Source organism: Nocardioides sp. S5-5, assembly GCF_054954065.1.
This window is the reverse complement of record NZ_CP199913.1, coordinates 3,497,781-3,511,856: the sequence shown is the minus strand read 5'-3', so window position 1 is coordinate 3,511,856 and position 14,076 is coordinate 3,497,781. Positions and strand designations below refer to the sequence as shown.

The window sequence follows — 14,076 nt, the reverse complement described above, 5'->3', positions numbered from 1 at the left end:
AGGCGACCGGCCGGTCAGCTCAGTCCTGGCCGGCCGTCGTGTCGGCGTGGTGGCCGGGCGCGCTCGGCATCGCGATGCCCTGCTCGACCAGGCTCTGCACGCCGGCCAGCAGGAAGCCGATGGCGGTCTCGACGCGGCGGGCGGCCGCCTCGGGGTCGGCCGCGGTGGCGACCGACTCGCCGGCCGACGACATCGCGCCGAAGAAGATCCGGGCGAAGGTCTGCAGCATGTCCTCCTCGAGGTCCCACGAGCCCGCGTCGAGGGTCGCGCGGACGATCTCGACGATATTGGCGAACGTCGAGCGCTCCTCCTGCTCGCGGTAGCGCTCGTAGCCGAGCACGGCCGGCCCGTCCTGGATCACGATCCGGCGGTACGACGCCTCCTGGACCACGTCGAGGAAGGAGCGCAGCCCCTCGGTCGCCTTGCGCCACGGGTCCTTCTGACCACGCAGCGACTTCTGGATCCGCTTCGCGGCCTCCTGCTCGACCCGCTCGAAGACCGACTCGAAGAGCGCCTGCTTGCCCGAGAAGTGGTGGTAGAGCGCGCCCTTGGTGACCCGCGCGCCGGACACGATCGCGTCGAGCGAGGTCGCGGCGTACCCCAACTCGCCGAAGAGCTGCTCGGCGACGTCGACCAGGGCCCGCTTGGTGGAGGCGGAGTACGCCGCCCGGCGAGACGCCCCGGGGACGCCGGGGACGGGGACCTTGGGGACGAGTTTCGACACCGATGCCTTCGCCACCGCTTCAGCATAGGCGCGCAGTGACACCCGTCACTGCGGTGGGTGGGCGGGATCACGGTGTCGTGCCCTTGGGCATACCGATGGTCGGCTCCATACTCATAGTACGTACCAGCGGTATGTCGGATACTCCGGGTTTCCGGACGACCACCGATCGATACAGGAGTGCTGACCATGACCTGGACGGCCTTTCACAACCGGGGCGAGACCCTCCGCTCCGTCATCGCGACCTCCGCGGTGCGCCGCGACGGCCTGCTGCCCATGGACGTCGACGGCGTGTCCGCCGCGTTCCACGACGAGCTCGACCTGCTCGCCGCCCTCACCCTGAAGTGGCACACCCGGCTGTCCGGCCAGATCGAGCGGATGCTCGCCCACCAGCCGATGGACCTCGCCGAGGCCGTCGAGATCGCGTGGAGCAACACCGCCCACGAGCTGCCCGGCGTGCGGATGATCATCGACCACTACCGGGCCCACCCCCTCGACGACGCGATGGCCTCGGCCATGGCGGCCGCCTCCTTCAAGGAGCACCACCTGCTGGCCGTGATGGCCGGCCGCACCGGCATCGGCGACGAGGCGGCGAGCCGGATCGGCGCCGAGCTCGAGGAGCGGGCGCGTCTGGTCCACCGGGGCACGCCGGTGATCACCCCCGACGCGGCGTACGCCGAGCCCGAGGTGCGTGGCTCCCTCCTCGAGCGGCTGCGCGCCGTGGTCGCCGCCTGACCCCGTTCCCTCCCGAGTGCCCCCCGGGCCCGACGCGTCCTCCCTCCCCGCCTCGCGTCGGGCTCGGGGTCGCCTTGCGTCCGCAGGGGGGATGATGGGGCCATGTCGACCGAGCTGAGCGCCGGACGCCTGCTGCTGGCGTCACCCGACCTGCTCGACCCCAACTTCGTCGACACCGTCGTGCTGCTGCTCGACGTCAACGACGAGGGGGCGCTCGGCGTCGTCCTCAATCGGCCCACGGCGCTGCCCGTCTCCGAGGTGCTGGGGGAGTGGGGAGAGGTGGTCGAGGAGCCCGAGGTGCTCTTCCAGGGCGGCCCGGTCGCCACCGACGGTGCTCTCGCCGTCGCCCTCGCCGCACCCGGTGGCGAGCAGGCCGCCGGCTTCCGGCCGCTGTGGGACCGGGTCGGCCTGCTCGACCTCGACACCCCGCGCGAGCTCGTCGACGGCACCGTCGACCGGCTGCGGATCTTCGCCGGATACGCCGGCTGGGGCGCCGGCCAGCTCCAGGCCGAGATCGCCGACGGCAGCTGGTACGTCGTTCCCAGCCGGGTCGACGACGTCTTCCTCGGCGACACCCGCGACCTGCGGCGCGAGGTGCTGCGCCGTCAGCCCGGCGAGCTCGCCTTCCATGCCACCCGCCCGGCGGACCCGGAGCTCAACTGACTCACCCTCCTCGAATAGAGACATCATCGTCTCATGTGAGACATTAATGTCTCAACTAGGAGGAGTCATGACCACCCGAGACACGGTGCTGGCTGCCGCTCAGCGCCTGCTCACCACGGACCCGACCGCGTCGATGGCGCAGATCGCCACCGCCGCCGGCGTGGGCCGCGCGACCGTCCACCGTCACTTCGCCAGCCGCGAGGACCTGCTCCACGAGATCGGCCGCCGCTCGCTCGAGCGCTGGGCCGCGACGCTCGTCGACGCTGAGGTGGCCGACGTGGCCGCCTCCGCCGACCCGGAGCGGATCCGGGCCTGCCTCGACGAGATCCTCGGCCAGTTCGTGATCGACGCCGACGAGCTCGGCATCGCGCTGACCGACCCTACCGTCCTGAACGCCCCCGACCTGCGCGAGCGCGCCCAGGCGCTGTTCGACGAGGAGGTCGCGCTGTACGCCGCCGCGCAGGCCGCCGGCGTACTCCGCTCCGACGTGCCCGCCCGCTGGCTGGGCCACAGCGTCTACGGGCTGCTCGTCGCCGCGCGCGACGCCCTCGTCGACGGCGACATCGCCCGCAAGGCCGCGCAGGACCTGGTCCGGTCCACCTTCCTCGACGGCGGTGCCGTGCGATGACCACGCTCTCCGCGCCCCAGGCGGCCGCGGCGCGGGACCGTCGCCGCTGGGGCGGCCTGGCCGTGCTCGCGGCCAGCCTGCTCGTCGTCGTGATGGACATGACGGTCCTGAACGTCGCGCTGCCCGACCTCACCGAGGACCTCCACGCCGGTGCCCTCGCCCAGCTGTGGATCGTCGACGTCTACTCGCTGGTCCTCGCCGGCCTGCTCGTCCCGGTCGCGGCGCTCGCCGACCGCTGGGGCCGGCGCCGGATGCTGCTCACCGGATTCACGATCTTCGCCGTCGCCTCGCTGGCGGCGCTGATCGCGCGCAGCCCGGGCGACGTGATCGCCGTCCGCGCGCTGCTCGGCGTCGGCGGCGCGATGATCATGCCGGCCACGCTCTCGCTGATCCGGGCGCTGTTCCCCGACGCCCGCGAGCGGGCGTTCGCGCTCGGCCTGTGGGCCGCGACCGCGGCTGTCGGTGGCGCGGTCGGGCCGATCGTCGGCGGTGCGCTGCTCAGCGCGTTCAGCTGGCATGCCGCCTTCCTGGTCAACGTGCCGCTGATGGTCGTCGCGCTCGCCGCGGGCGTCCTGCTCCTGCCGGAGAGTCGCTCGGAGCAGCCCGGTCGGGTCGATGCGGTCGGCGTGCTGCTCTCGGTCGGCGGCATGGTGGCGGCGGTGTACGGCGTCAAGCACCTCGGCAAGGGCGACGTCGAGGCCGCCACCCTGGTCGTGCTCCTCGCCGGCCTCGCGATGCTGGCGCTCTTCGTGCGGCGCTGCCTGCGCCAGGACGAGCCGATGCTCGCCGTGCGGCTCTTCGCGAACCCGGTCTTCCGCTCCGGCGTGGTCACCGCGCTGGCCAGCAGCACCGCGATGATGGCGCTGCTGTTCGTCGGCTCGCAGTGGCTGCAGCTGGTCCAGGGCTGGAGCCCGCTGAAGGCCGGTGTCGCCCTGTTGCCGATGGCTCTGGGCGGCCTGGTCGGCCCGCCGCTGGCGCCATCGGTCGCCGCCCGGCTGGGCGCGCGCAATGTCGTCGTCGCCGGCCTGCTCGTCCTGGCCGCGGGCCTCGGCACGCTGTGGCTGCTGCCGCACCCGATGCCGTACGCCGGCATCGCGCTCGCCCTGCTCCTCGTCGGCTTCGGCACGGCGGCCCTGGGCCTGGCGTCCGCGCTGATCATGGGCGCCGCGCCCACCCACCAGGCCGGCTCGGCAGCCGCAGTCGAGGAGATGTCCTACGAGGTCGGCGGCGTGCTCGGCATCGCCCTGCTCGGCAGCCTCGCCGGCGTCGTGTACCGCCACGGGCTCCCGTCCGGCGCCCCCGACGCGGCGGTGGAGTCGGTGGGCGGCGCGCTCGGCACCGCCGTGGAGCCGGCCGCGCTGGCGTCGTACACCGAGGCGTTCGGGATGGTCGGTCTCGCCGGGGCCGTGCTCACGCTGCTGGTCGCGGTCCTGGTGTGGCGCGAGCTCCCGGAGAACGTCGATGTCTCCGGAGGGCACTAGACTGCACCCGTGACCACGATCGGATTCTCGACAGACACGGACGTCCGGGAGGACCGCCGTACCGTCCCGACCGACGAGGGCGACCACGAGCGCTTCTCCCACTACGTGGAGAAGGACAAGCTGACCGAGGCGATGGTCATGGGTACGCCGGTGGTGGCCCTGTGCGGGAAGGTCTGGGTGCCCAGCCGGGCGCCGGAGAAGTTCCCGGTCTGCCCGGACTGCAAGGAGATCTGGGAGGGCCTGTCGGACGACAAGGGCCCGGAAGGATCCGGTCCCGACGCATGACCTCGCTCGGTCCGGCGTGGCCGGAGCGGGCAGCCTGGGGCACGGCGCCGTCGCTGCGCGCCTGGCAGTCCGCTGCGCTCACCGACTACCTCGCCCGCAACCCGCGTGACTTCCTGGCCGTCGCGACGCCGGGCGCCGGCAAGACCACCTTCGCGCTCACCGTCGCCGCGGAGCTGCTCGGACGGCGGATGGTCGACCGGCTGATCATCGTCGCGCCCACCGAGCACCTCAAGCTGCAGTGGGCCGAGGCGGCGGCGCGCGCGGGCATCCCGATCGACCCGACGTACTCCGCGGGCTCGGGCAAGATCTCCAGCGACTACGTCGGCGTCGCGGTCACCTACGCCGGGGTCGGCGTGAACCCACTCGCCATGCGGATCCGCACCGAGCGGTTCAAGACCCTGGTCGTCCTCGACGAGATCCACCACGCCGGCGACTCGCTGACCTGGGGTGAGGGGGTGCGCGAGGCGTTCGAGCCGGCCGCGCGCCGCCTGGCGCTGACCGGTACGCCGTTCCGCTCCGACATCAACCCGATCCCGTTCGTCACCTACGCCCCCGGGGCGGACGGTGTGCCGACCTCGGTGGCCGACTACACCTACGGCTACGCCGAGGCGCTGTCCGACCACGTCGTGCGGCCGGTGCTGTTCCTGGCCTACTCCGGCCAGATGAGCTGGCGCACCCGAGCCGGCGACGAGGTCGCCGCCTCGCTGGGGGAGCCGCTCACCAAGGACATGACCTCGCAGGCGCTGCGCACCGCGCTCGACCCCAACGGCTCGTGGATGCCGTCGGTGCTCGCGGCCGCCGACAAGCGCCTCTCCGAGGTGCGCCGCCACGTGCCCGACGCGGGCGGCCTGGTCATCGCGTCCGACCAGGACAGCGCGCGGGCCTACGCCAAGCTGCTCAAGCAGATCAGCGGCGAGTCCGCGACCGTCGTCCTGTCCGACGAGAAGGCGTCCTCGAAGAAGATCTCGGCGTTCGGCGAGAACGACGCGCGCTGGATGGTCGCGGTCCGGATGGTGTCCGAGGGCGTCGACGTGCCACGCCTCGCGGTCGGCGTCTGGGCGACCACCACCTCCACCCCGCTGTTCTTCGCCCAGGCCGTCGGCCGCTTCGTGCGGGCCCGCAAGCGCGGCGAGATTGCGTCGGTCTTCTTGCCGTCGGTGCCCAACCTGCTGTCCTTCGCGGCCGAGCTCGAGGCGCAGCGCGACCACGTGCTCAAGCGCAAGGTCAGTGACGACGGCGACATCTTCGCGGCCGAGGAGGACCTGATGAACCAGGCCAACGCCTCCGAGTCGGCCTCGGAGGAGCTCGAGCTGGGTCCTTTCGAGGCGCTCGGCTCCGAGGCCCGCTTCGACCATGCGCTGTACGACGGCGCGCAGTTCGGGCACGAGGGCGAGGTCCACGTCGGCTCCGACGAGGAGATGGACTTCCTCGGCATCCCCGGCCTGCTCGAGCCCGACCAGGTGAGCGCGCTGCTCCAGCAGCGGCAGGCCGACCGGCGTCGTACCCGTCGCCCGGAGGCGGTCGAGGAGCGGTCGGCCGACACCGTCGCCGAGGTCACCACCCACGAGCACCTCGGCCTGCTGCGCCGCGAGCTCAACTCGCTGGTCGCGTCGTGGCACCACCGCACCGGCCAGGCGCACGGCATCACCCACGCCGCGCTGCGCAAGGAGTGCGGCGGGCCGGCCGCCGCAGTCGCCAGCGCCGACCAGCTGCAGAAGCGGATCGAGCGGATCCGGGAGTGGGCGGTCCGCAAGACCTCGTGACGGGGGCCGGCTGCATGAATCCCCGGACGTCCGGGGATCCATGCACTTCTGTCGACTCCGGCCAATAGGGAAGGCTGGCCTAACTTAGGGTAGGATACCTGCCCGTGACGACGGTGCTCGAAGGACGCGACCTGGTGCTGGGCTACCAGCGCAGCACGGTGGTGCATGGTGTCTCCGTGCGGCTCGCGCCCGGCGAGGTGACCGCGCTGATCGGTCCCAACGGCAGCGGCAAGTCGACCGTGCTGCGCTCGCTGGCCCGGCTGCACCCCGTGGCCGAGGGGCGGATCACGCTCGACCAGGCCGACGCGGCGCCGCTGAGCGCGAGGGAGTTCGCGCGGCGGGTCACCCTGCTCTCGCAGTCGCGACCGCACCCGTCCGGTCTCGAGGTCCACGACGTGGTCGCCTTCGGCCGTCACCCCCACCGGGGCCGGTTCGCGGGCACGACCGACGCCGACCGGGCCGCGATCGAGCACGCGATGAGCGTCACCGGCATCGCCGAGATGGCCGATCGGCCGGTCGACCAGCTCTCCGGCGGTGAGCTCCAGCGGGTCTGGCTGGCCACCTGCCTGGCGCAGGACACCGGCGTCGTCCTCCTCGACGAGCCCACCAACCACCTCGACCTGCGCTACCAGGTCGAGACCCTCGACCTGGTCCGCGACCTCGCGGACCGGCACGGTACGGCGCTCGGCGTCGTCCTCCACGACCTGAACCATGCCGCCACCGTGGCCGACCGGGTCGTGCTGCTGTGCCGGGGCACGGTCCATGCTGTCGGCGCACCCGCCGACGTACTCACCGCCGAGCACCTCTCCGCCGTGTACGGACTGCCCATCCGCTGCCTCGTCGACCCGGACACGGGCGCGGTGCGGGTAGAGGCCCAGGGCAGGCACCACCAGCGACGCCGCTGACGGCAGCGTCCGACCACCCATCAGTGAGGAACCCGATGAAGACCCGACCGATCGCTGCCCTGGCTCCCGTGGCGGTGCTGCCGCTGCTCCTGGCCGCCTGCGGCACGACCGCCACCGGCGCCGACGACAAGGCCGCGCCGAAGGCGAACGCCTCGGCCGACTGCTCGGCCGACGAGACGAGCACCGCCACCGGTCCCGTGCAGCTGACCGACAGCTACGGCCGCACCGTCGAGCTGGACAAGCCCGCCGAGCGGGTCGCCGTCCTCGAGTGGCAGCAGGTCGAGGACGTGCTGACGCTGTGCCTGACGCCCGTCGCGGTCGCCGACGCCGAGGGCTACGCCACCTGGGACACGGCCGAGAGGCTGCCCGACGGCATCACCGACGTCGGCACCCGCGGCGAGCCCAACCTCGAGACGCTCTTCGGGGCCAACCCCGACCTGGTCATCGTCGAGGCCTACACGCCCGACGACGAGATCCTCAAGCAGCTCGCGAAGTACGACGTCCCGGTGCTCGCCACCAAGGGCGCCGACGCGAAGGACCCGATCGCCAACATGATCGACACCTTCGACCTGATCGCCCAGGCGACCGGCCGCGAGGAGCGCGCGAAGGTCGTCGTCGACGACTTCAACGACCACCTGGCCGACGCCAAGGAGCAGGTCGCCGACGCGGCCGGCCGGTTCGTCTACTACGACGGCTGGATCCAGGGCGGCAACGTCGCGATCCGTCCCTTCGGCCAGGGCTCCCTCGTGGGTGAGCTCGGTGAGGAGCTCGGCCTCGAGAACGCTTGGACGGGCGAGGTCGACGAGGCCTACGGCCTGGGCCAGACCGATATCGAGGGCATGAGCGAGCTCGGTGACGCCACCTTCTTCCACACCGGCACCGTCGACCCCGACGGCGACATCAACGCCGCGCTCGCCGAGAACGCCGTGTGGCAGAAGATCCCCGCCGTCGCCGACGGTCGCACCTTCGCCTTCCCCGCCGGCATCTGGACCTTCGGCGGTCCGCGCTCGGCCGAGCAGGTCGTCGACGCGTACGTCGACCTGCTGACCAGGTAGCAGCCGCGCACCCATGACCGTCGAGCAGCAGCAGCGCACCACCGCCGCGCCGCCCGGGCCCACGCCACGGCTCGGCCGCGCCGGTGTCATGACCGCCACCAGTGCGCTGCTGCTGCTCGTCGCCGTCCTGCTCGGGGTGTCCGCCTGGCATCTCACCCAGGGCACCTCCTCCGTCGGCGCGGGCGACCTGGTGCGCTGGCTGCTCGGCGATCGCGACACATCGGGGTCCGGCGCCGACCCGGGCGACGTCCTCCTCGGCTCCCGGGTGCCGCGGCTGGCCGCCGGCATCGCGGTCGGCTTCGCCCTCGGCGTCGCCGGCGCGCTGTTCCAGTCGCTGGCCCGCAATGCCCTCGCCTCGCCCGACACCCTCGCGGTCACCGGCGGCGCCTACCTCGCGGTGACGGTCGTCGCCGCGTTCGGTGTCACCGTCCCGATCTGGGCCTCGGGGCTGACCGCGTTCGTCGGCGGCTCGCTCGCCGCCCTCCTCGTCCTCGGCCTGGCCGGCGGCGCTGGTACGGCGACGACCCGGCTCGTGCTCGCCGGCTCCGCCGTGGCTCTCGCCCTGCAGGCAGCCACCTCGACGCTGCTCATCTTGTTCCAGGAGGAGACCACCAGCCTGTTCGCGTGGGGGAGCGGCTCACTGAGCCAGCTCGGGCTGCGCGCGTTCCAGCAGGCCGCGCCGGTCGTGGTCGTCTGCACGGTCGCGGCGCTGCTCCTGGCCCGCCGGCTCGACCTGCTGGGCCTCGGCGACGACAGTGCCGCGGTGCTCGGCGTACCCGTCCGGTCGACGCGGGCCGCCGGCACGGTGCTCGCCGTGCTGCTGACCGCGGCGTCGGTGACCCTCGCCGGCCCGATCGGCTTCGTCGGCCTGTTCGCGCCCGTGATCGTGCGGCTGTGCGGCCGGATGGCGCCGGCGCTGAACCGGCACGCCGTGCTGATCCCGGCTGCGGGCCTGACCGGCGCCGTGGTCGTCGTGCTCGCCGACGCGCTGATCCGGGCCGTGCTGGGCGCCGACAAGGCGATCGCCATCCCGACCGGCATCACCACCACCCTGATGGGCGCGCTCGTGATGATCGTGCTCGCCCGGCGCGGCCGCGACTCGGGACCGACTCGGCAGCCGGCGGCGGCGCGGGTCCGGGTCGGCACCCGACTGCGCTTCGTCGTCGTCCTCGTCGTGGTCGGCGTGGCGGCCGTGGCGGTCACCCTGCTCGGCCTGCTGGCCGGCGACACCTGGCTCAAAGCCGGCGACGTGGGCCTGTGGCTCGACGGCCGGGCCGCGCCGCTCATCCAGTTCGCGCTCGACGAGCGGGCGCCGCGGGTCGCCGCCGCCGTCCTCGGCGGGGCGGCGCTCGCGCTCTCCGGCGCGCTGGTCCAGGCGACCTGCCGCAACCCCCTCGCCGAGCCCGGGATCCTCGGCATCACCGGCGGCGCCGGCGTCGGCGCGGTCGTCGTCGTGACCGGCGTGGGCGTCACGCAGGCCGCCGACAACGGCGCGATCCTCCTCGGCGCGGTCATCGGCGCGCTGGTCTCCTTCGCCCTCGTCTACGGCCTGTCCTGGCGGCAGGGACTGAACGCCGACCGGCTGCTGCTCATCGGCATCGGCACCTGGTACGGCGCCGGCGCGCTCACCACCTTCCTGCTCGTCCGCTCGAACCCCTGGGACACCCCGCGGATCTACACCTGGATGTCCGGGACGACCTACGGCCGCACCTTCGAGCAGGTCCTGCCCGTCGCGGTGGTTCTCGTCGTGGCCCTGCCGCTCGCCTGGTTGGTGCGCCGCGAGCTCGACCTGCTCGCGCTCGACGAGGACACGCCGCGACTGGTCGGCGTCCGTCTGGAGACGGTGCGCCTCGTCGTCCTGCTGAGTGCCGCGCTGCTCGCCGCGACCAGTGTGGCCGCGGTCGGCGTGGTCGGCTTCGTCGGCTTGGTCGCGCCGCACCTGGCCCGGGCCCTGGTCGGCGGCCGGCACGCCCGCTCGGTCCCGGTCGCGGTGCTCGTCGGCGCGGTGCTGCTCGGGTTGGCCGACCTGGTCGGCCGTACCGTCATCGCACCGGCACAGATCCCGGCCGGACTGATCGTGGCGCTGATCGGCGCGCCGTACTTCGTCTATCTGCTGGCCCGCTCGCGCGCCTGAAGCGGCCGGACCCCTGGCCCGGGCCGGGTGGCGCCCCGGCGCGGGTCGTCGACCTGGTGGCCGGCGCCGCAGCGGATCTCGACGTGGACCGGCTCCTCGCACCCGCGGTGGACGAACACGGTCGGCGGGCCCCCGGGGTCGGCGAGGTGCCGGTCGCCCCCATGGCTGATCGCGAGCAGGACGGGCTGGAGCTCGAGGCCCTTCTCGGTGAGCCGATACTCGTGGCGGGTGCGGGCGCCGTCCTCGCGGTAGGGCCCCTTGCGCAGGATGCCCTGCTCGACCAGCGTGCCGAGCCGGTCGGTGAGCACCTGGCGGGGGATGCCGGCGTGCCGGCGGATGTCGGCGAAGCGGCGTACGCCGAGGAACACCTCGCGCAGCCGAGCGTTCAACCAACGCCGACCCGGCGCAAAGCGAACTTCCGGAGCAGTTCGCTTTGCGCCGGGTCGGCGTGCCTGGAGGGTCCTTTTGAGCCGGGTCGGTCAGGCGAGATCCCCCAGCGCCTCGGCCTCGGCCTCGGCGGGGGAGTGCGGGGCCGGGGCGGGCTCGCCGTGCAGGGCGGTGTGGATCGTGCGCGCGCCGACCACGAGGACCACGACGCCGATCGTCACCGCGATCCCGCCGAACCAGAACGGCGCCGCGGAGCCCTGGTGCTCGGCGAGCTTGAGGGCGACGTAGGGGCCGACGGCGCCGCCGGTGAAGCGGACGAAGGAGTACGCCGCCGAGGCGACCGGCCGCTCGACCGGGGCCGCGCCCATGACGGCCTCGGTGACCAGGGTGTTGATGACGCCGAGGAAGGCGCCGGCGACGATGATGCCGACGACGACCACGGTGCTCGTGTCGGCGCCCACCGCCATCGCGACGAGGTCGACGGCGAAGAGGGCGAGCGCGCCGATCAGCGCGGGGACGGTGCCGACCGTGCGCTGGACCCACGGCGCGAGCGCGACCGACGCGATGGCGAGCAGCACGCCCCAGCCGAAGAAGATCCAGCCGATCTGCATGATCCCGGCGTCCGGCAGCGCGAACGGGCCGGCGGCGAGCAGCGAGAAGAAGCCCAGGTTGTAGCAGACGGCGACCGCCGCCATCACGGCGAGCGCGGGGTAGGCGAGCGCCTTGAACGGGTCCGCGAGCGTCGTACGACGGGCGGCCGGCGGGGTGGCGGGCAGGAACACCGCGGTCGCGATCAGCGCGATCGTCATCAGCACCGAGACGCCGAAGAAGGGTCCGCGCCAGGACCGCTCGCCGAGCAGGCCGCCCACCAGTGGGCCGGACGCGATGCCGAGTCCCAGGGCCGCCTCGAACAGGATGATCGCCTGGGCCAGCGAGCCCTTCGAGGCGCTCACGATGGTGGAGAGGGCGGTCGCGATGAACAGCGCATTGCCGAGGCCCCAGCCGGCGCGGAAGCCGATCACGGCACCGACCGAGCCGGACATGCCGGCCAGGCCGGCGAACACGATGATCAGCACCAGACCGGTGAGCAGCGTCTTCTTGGCGCCGATCCGGGTGGAGACGACGCCGGTGACCAGCATCGCGACGCCCATCACCGCCATGTAGCTGGTGAACAGCAGGGAGACCTGGCTGGGCGTCGCCTCGAGCTTGGCCGCGATCTCCTTGAGGATCGGGTCGACCAGGCCGATGCCCATGAAGGCGATGACGCAGGCGAAGGCGACCGCCCACACCGCGCGCGGCTGACGCAGGAACGAGCCGCCCGGTGCGGCATGGGTGGGGGAGTGGGCGCCGGGATCGGCGGTGGCGGTCACGATGTTCCTTCCGTGGTGGGTTCGAGGACGGCCTGGAGCACGGCCACGGCGGTCGCGAGGTCGTCGGTGGAGAGATCGCTGCGACGCGCGAGCCGTTCGGAGACGAGTGCGGCGCTGAGCTGCCGGATCCGCCTCAGCTCGGCCCGGCCGGCCTCGGTGAGGCGGACCAGGCTGCTGCGGGCGTCGGCGGGGTTGGGGTCCTTGGTGACCCAGCCGGCCTCGACCAGCTGGTTGACCTGGCCGGTCATCGTCGGCTGCGAGCAGCGGTCGACCTGGGCGAGCGCCGTGATGGGGAGCGGCCCGGTCTCGTCGAGGGTCGAGAGCACCCGGGTGCCGGCCGACGGCGCGTACTCGCGGCGGACCAGGCGGACCAGCCGGGCGGCGTACACGGTGAGGTCGCTGCTGAGGCCCTCGACATCGCTCACGCCGCCTATTACATAGGAAACCTATGGAAAAGTCGAACGTCGGTGACCCAGGACACAATGAGCGCCATGCCGACCTACGTCGCCTTCCTGCGCGCCATCAACCTCGGTCCCACTCGCAAGTTCGCCAAGGCCGACATCGTCACCGCGACCGAGGCGGCCGGCGGCACCGACGTGCTGACCCACATCAACACCGGCAACGTCCGGCTGACGACGTCGCTGCGCTCGCGCGCGAAGGTGGAGGCGGCGCTGGAGGCGGCCTACCGGGAGCGGACCGGGTTCGAGGTGCCGACCATCGTCTACGCGCCCGCCGAGCTGCGTGTCGTCGCCGCCGACGCGCGCGAGCTGACGGCCGCCCGCCCCGACCTGGAGCGGCACTACGTCTACCTGCTCAAGGACGAGCCCGACCCCACCCGCGTCGCCGAGCTCGAGGCGCGCGGCGACGAGACCAACGCGGCCGTCGTACGACATCGGGCGGTGCATCTGCTGCTCGGACCCGGCTACCAGGCCGGCGGGGTCGACCCGTTCAAGTGCGAGAAGACGCTGAACGTCGTGGCCACCAACCGGAACTTCAACGTGGTCACCACCCTGGCCGACAAATGGTGCTCCTGACCCCCTGTGACACGATGGGGCCGTGACGACCGCGAGCCCGGAGAAGGTCGATCCGGGAGTCCGGCAGGACCTCACCCCGGACGAGATCACGCTCGCCGACACCCCCTGGGTGACGGTGGTGTGGAACGACCCCGTGAACCTGATGTCGTACGTCACCTTCGTCTTCCAGAAGCACTTCGGCTACGGCAAGAAGAAGGCCGAGAAGCTGATGATGGAGGTCCACGAGGACGGCCGGTCCGTCGTCAGCAGCGGCACCCGCGAGGAGATGGAGCGCGACGTGCAGGCGATGCACGAGTACGGCCTGTGGGCGACCCTCTCGAAGGCCGAGTAGTGACCTCTGGATTCGTCCGGCACCGCCGGAGCAAGCGCGCCATCGCGACCTTCTCGGTCTTCGAGGCCGACCTGCTGCGCTCCCTGGCCGGCCAGCTCGTCGAGCTGCTGCACAACGAGTCGGCCGTCGCCCCCACCGAGCGCGACCCGCTCGAGGTGCTGCTCGACTTCTCCGGGCCGACCACCGAGCCCGAGGATCCGGTGCTGCGCCGGCTGTTCCCGAACGCCTACCAGGGCGACGACGAGGCGGCCGGCGAGTTCCGGCGCTACACCGAGGGGGCGCTGCGCGACGGGAAGGCGCGGGCGGCGGTGAGCATCATCGACGTCCTCGAGGAGGCCGGGCTGCCGCCCGAGCCGACCGGCGAGGACCTCACCATCGACGTCGAGCTCGACCCGGAGACCGCGCTGGTCTGGATGCGCTCCTTCACCGACCTTCGCCTCGCCCTCGGCACCCGCCTCGAGGTGGAGGAGGGCGACGAGGACTACTGGTACGAGCTGCCCGACGACGACCCGCGCGCCCAGGCGCACCACATCTACGAGTGGCTCGGCTTCCTCCAGGAGACGCTGGTCGCGGCGGTGCGGTGA

General features: G+C 72.7%; 16 protein-coding genes. 12 read left to right on the top strand and 4 right to left on the bottom strand.

Annotation, left to right across the window (positions count from 1 at the left end; genetic code table 11):
- Positions 1 to 19: 19 nt before the first annotated feature.
- Entirely contained in the window at positions 20 to 739 is a 720-nt protein-coding gene (locus ACUP6Y_RS16740) for a TetR/AcrR family transcriptional regulator (RefSeq protein ID WP_462551942.1), read from the bottom strand.
- A gap of 171 nt (positions 740 to 910) precedes the next feature.
- Here ACUP6Y_RS16740 and ACUP6Y_RS16735 point away from each other — a divergent pair, with 171 nt between their 5' ends.
- From ACUP6Y_RS16735 to ACUP6Y_RS16695, 9 genes are all read left to right on the top strand, one after another.
- On the top strand, positions 911 to 1,456 hold the full coding sequence (locus ACUP6Y_RS16735; RefSeq protein ID WP_462551941.1) for a hypothetical protein: 546 nt from the start codon (positions 911 to 913) through the stop codon (positions 1,454 to 1,456).
- A 102-nt stretch (positions 1,457 to 1,558) separates the two neighbouring features.
- Complete coding sequence (locus tag ACUP6Y_RS16730; protein ID WP_462551940.1) at positions 1,559 to 2,119, top strand: YqgE/AlgH family protein; 561 nt, start codon at positions 1,559 to 1,561, stop codon at positions 2,117 to 2,119.
- 67 nt (positions 2,120 to 2,186) lie between these two features.
- Positions 2,187 to 2,747 (top strand): TetR/AcrR family transcriptional regulator, encoded by a 561-nt coding sequence (locus ACUP6Y_RS16725; RefSeq protein ID WP_462551939.1) that lies wholly within the window; start codon positions 2,187 to 2,189, stop codon positions 2,745 to 2,747.
- Positions 2,744 to 4,228, top strand: a complete 1,485-nt coding sequence (locus ACUP6Y_RS16720) for an MFS transporter (RefSeq protein WP_462551938.1) — start codon at positions 2,744 to 2,746, stop codon at positions 4,226 to 4,228. Before ACUP6Y_RS16725 ends, ACUP6Y_RS16720 begins: the two co-directional genes overlap by 4 nt.
- A gap of 18 nt (positions 4,229 to 4,246) precedes the next feature.
- Positions 4,247 to 4,513 (top strand): DUF3039 domain-containing protein, encoded by a 267-nt coding sequence (locus ACUP6Y_RS16715; RefSeq protein WP_273521060.1) that lies wholly within the window; start codon positions 4,247 to 4,249, stop codon positions 4,511 to 4,513.
- Positions 4,510 to 6,276: a DEAD/DEAH box helicase gene (locus ACUP6Y_RS16710; RefSeq protein ID WP_462551937.1), complete on the top strand. Its 1,767-nt coding sequence runs from the start codon at positions 4,510 to 4,512 to the stop codon at positions 6,274 to 6,276. The genes ACUP6Y_RS16715 and ACUP6Y_RS16710 overlap by 4 nt, the downstream gene beginning before the upstream one ends.
- A 104-nt stretch (positions 6,277 to 6,380) precedes the next feature.
- A complete protein-coding gene (locus tag ACUP6Y_RS16705; RefSeq protein ID WP_462551936.1) occupies positions 6,381 to 7,181 on the top strand; it encodes an ABC transporter ATP-binding protein in 801 nt (266 codons plus the stop codon).
- 35 nt (positions 7,182 to 7,216) lie between these two features.
- Positions 7,217 to 8,236, top strand: coding sequence for an ABC transporter substrate-binding protein (locus ACUP6Y_RS16700; RefSeq protein ID WP_462551935.1), 1,020 nt, complete (start codon positions 7,217 to 7,219; stop codon positions 8,234 to 8,236).
- 13 nt (positions 8,237 to 8,249) lie between these two features.
- Positions 8,250 to 10,370 carry an iron ABC transporter permease gene (locus tag ACUP6Y_RS16695; RefSeq protein WP_462551934.1) on the top strand — a complete coding sequence of 707 codons (2,121 nt, stop codon included), beginning with the start codon at positions 8,250 to 8,252 and terminating at the stop codon, positions 10,368 to 10,370.
- Here the strand turns inward: ACUP6Y_RS16695 and ACUP6Y_RS16690 are convergent.
- From ACUP6Y_RS16690 to ACUP6Y_RS16680, 3 genes are all read right to left on the bottom strand, one after another.
- Positions 10,343 to 10,759: a winged helix-turn-helix transcriptional regulator gene (locus tag ACUP6Y_RS16690; RefSeq protein ID WP_462551933.1), complete on the bottom strand. Its 417-nt coding sequence runs from the start codon at positions 10,757 to 10,759 to the stop codon at positions 10,343 to 10,345. The genes ACUP6Y_RS16695 and ACUP6Y_RS16690 overlap by 28 nt on opposite strands.
- 90 nt (positions 10,760 to 10,849) lie before the next feature.
- A complete protein-coding gene (locus tag ACUP6Y_RS16685; RefSeq protein WP_462551932.1) occupies positions 10,850 to 12,127 on the bottom strand; it encodes an MFS transporter in 1,278 nt (425 codons plus the stop codon).
- Positions 12,124 to 12,552, bottom strand: coding sequence for a MarR family winged helix-turn-helix transcriptional regulator (locus tag ACUP6Y_RS16680; RefSeq protein WP_462551931.1), 429 nt, complete (start codon positions 12,550 to 12,552; stop codon positions 12,124 to 12,126). The genes ACUP6Y_RS16685 and ACUP6Y_RS16680 overlap by 4 nt, the downstream gene beginning before the upstream one ends.
- A gap of 66 nt (positions 12,553 to 12,618) precedes the next feature.
- Here ACUP6Y_RS16680 and ACUP6Y_RS16675 point away from each other — a divergent pair, with 66 nt between their 5' ends.
- Genes ACUP6Y_RS16675 through ACUP6Y_RS16665 form a run of 3 tightly spaced genes read left to right on the top strand, consistent with a single transcriptional unit; the run spans position 12,619 to position 14,076 of the window.
- Complete coding sequence (locus tag ACUP6Y_RS16675; RefSeq protein ID WP_462551929.1) at positions 12,619 to 13,161, top strand: DUF1697 domain-containing protein; 543 nt, start codon at positions 12,619 to 12,621, stop codon at positions 13,159 to 13,161.
- A gap of 22 nt (positions 13,162 to 13,183) precedes the next feature.
- Positions 13,184 to 13,492, top strand: coding sequence for an ATP-dependent Clp protease adapter ClpS (gene clpS / locus ACUP6Y_RS16670; RefSeq protein WP_462551928.1), 309 nt, complete (start codon positions 13,184 to 13,186; stop codon positions 13,490 to 13,492).
- On the top strand, positions 13,492 to 14,076 hold the full coding sequence (locus tag ACUP6Y_RS16665; protein WP_462551927.1) for a DUF2017 domain-containing protein: 585 nt from the start codon (positions 13,492 to 13,494) through the stop codon (positions 14,074 to 14,076). Before clpS ends, ACUP6Y_RS16665 begins: the two co-directional genes overlap by 1 nt.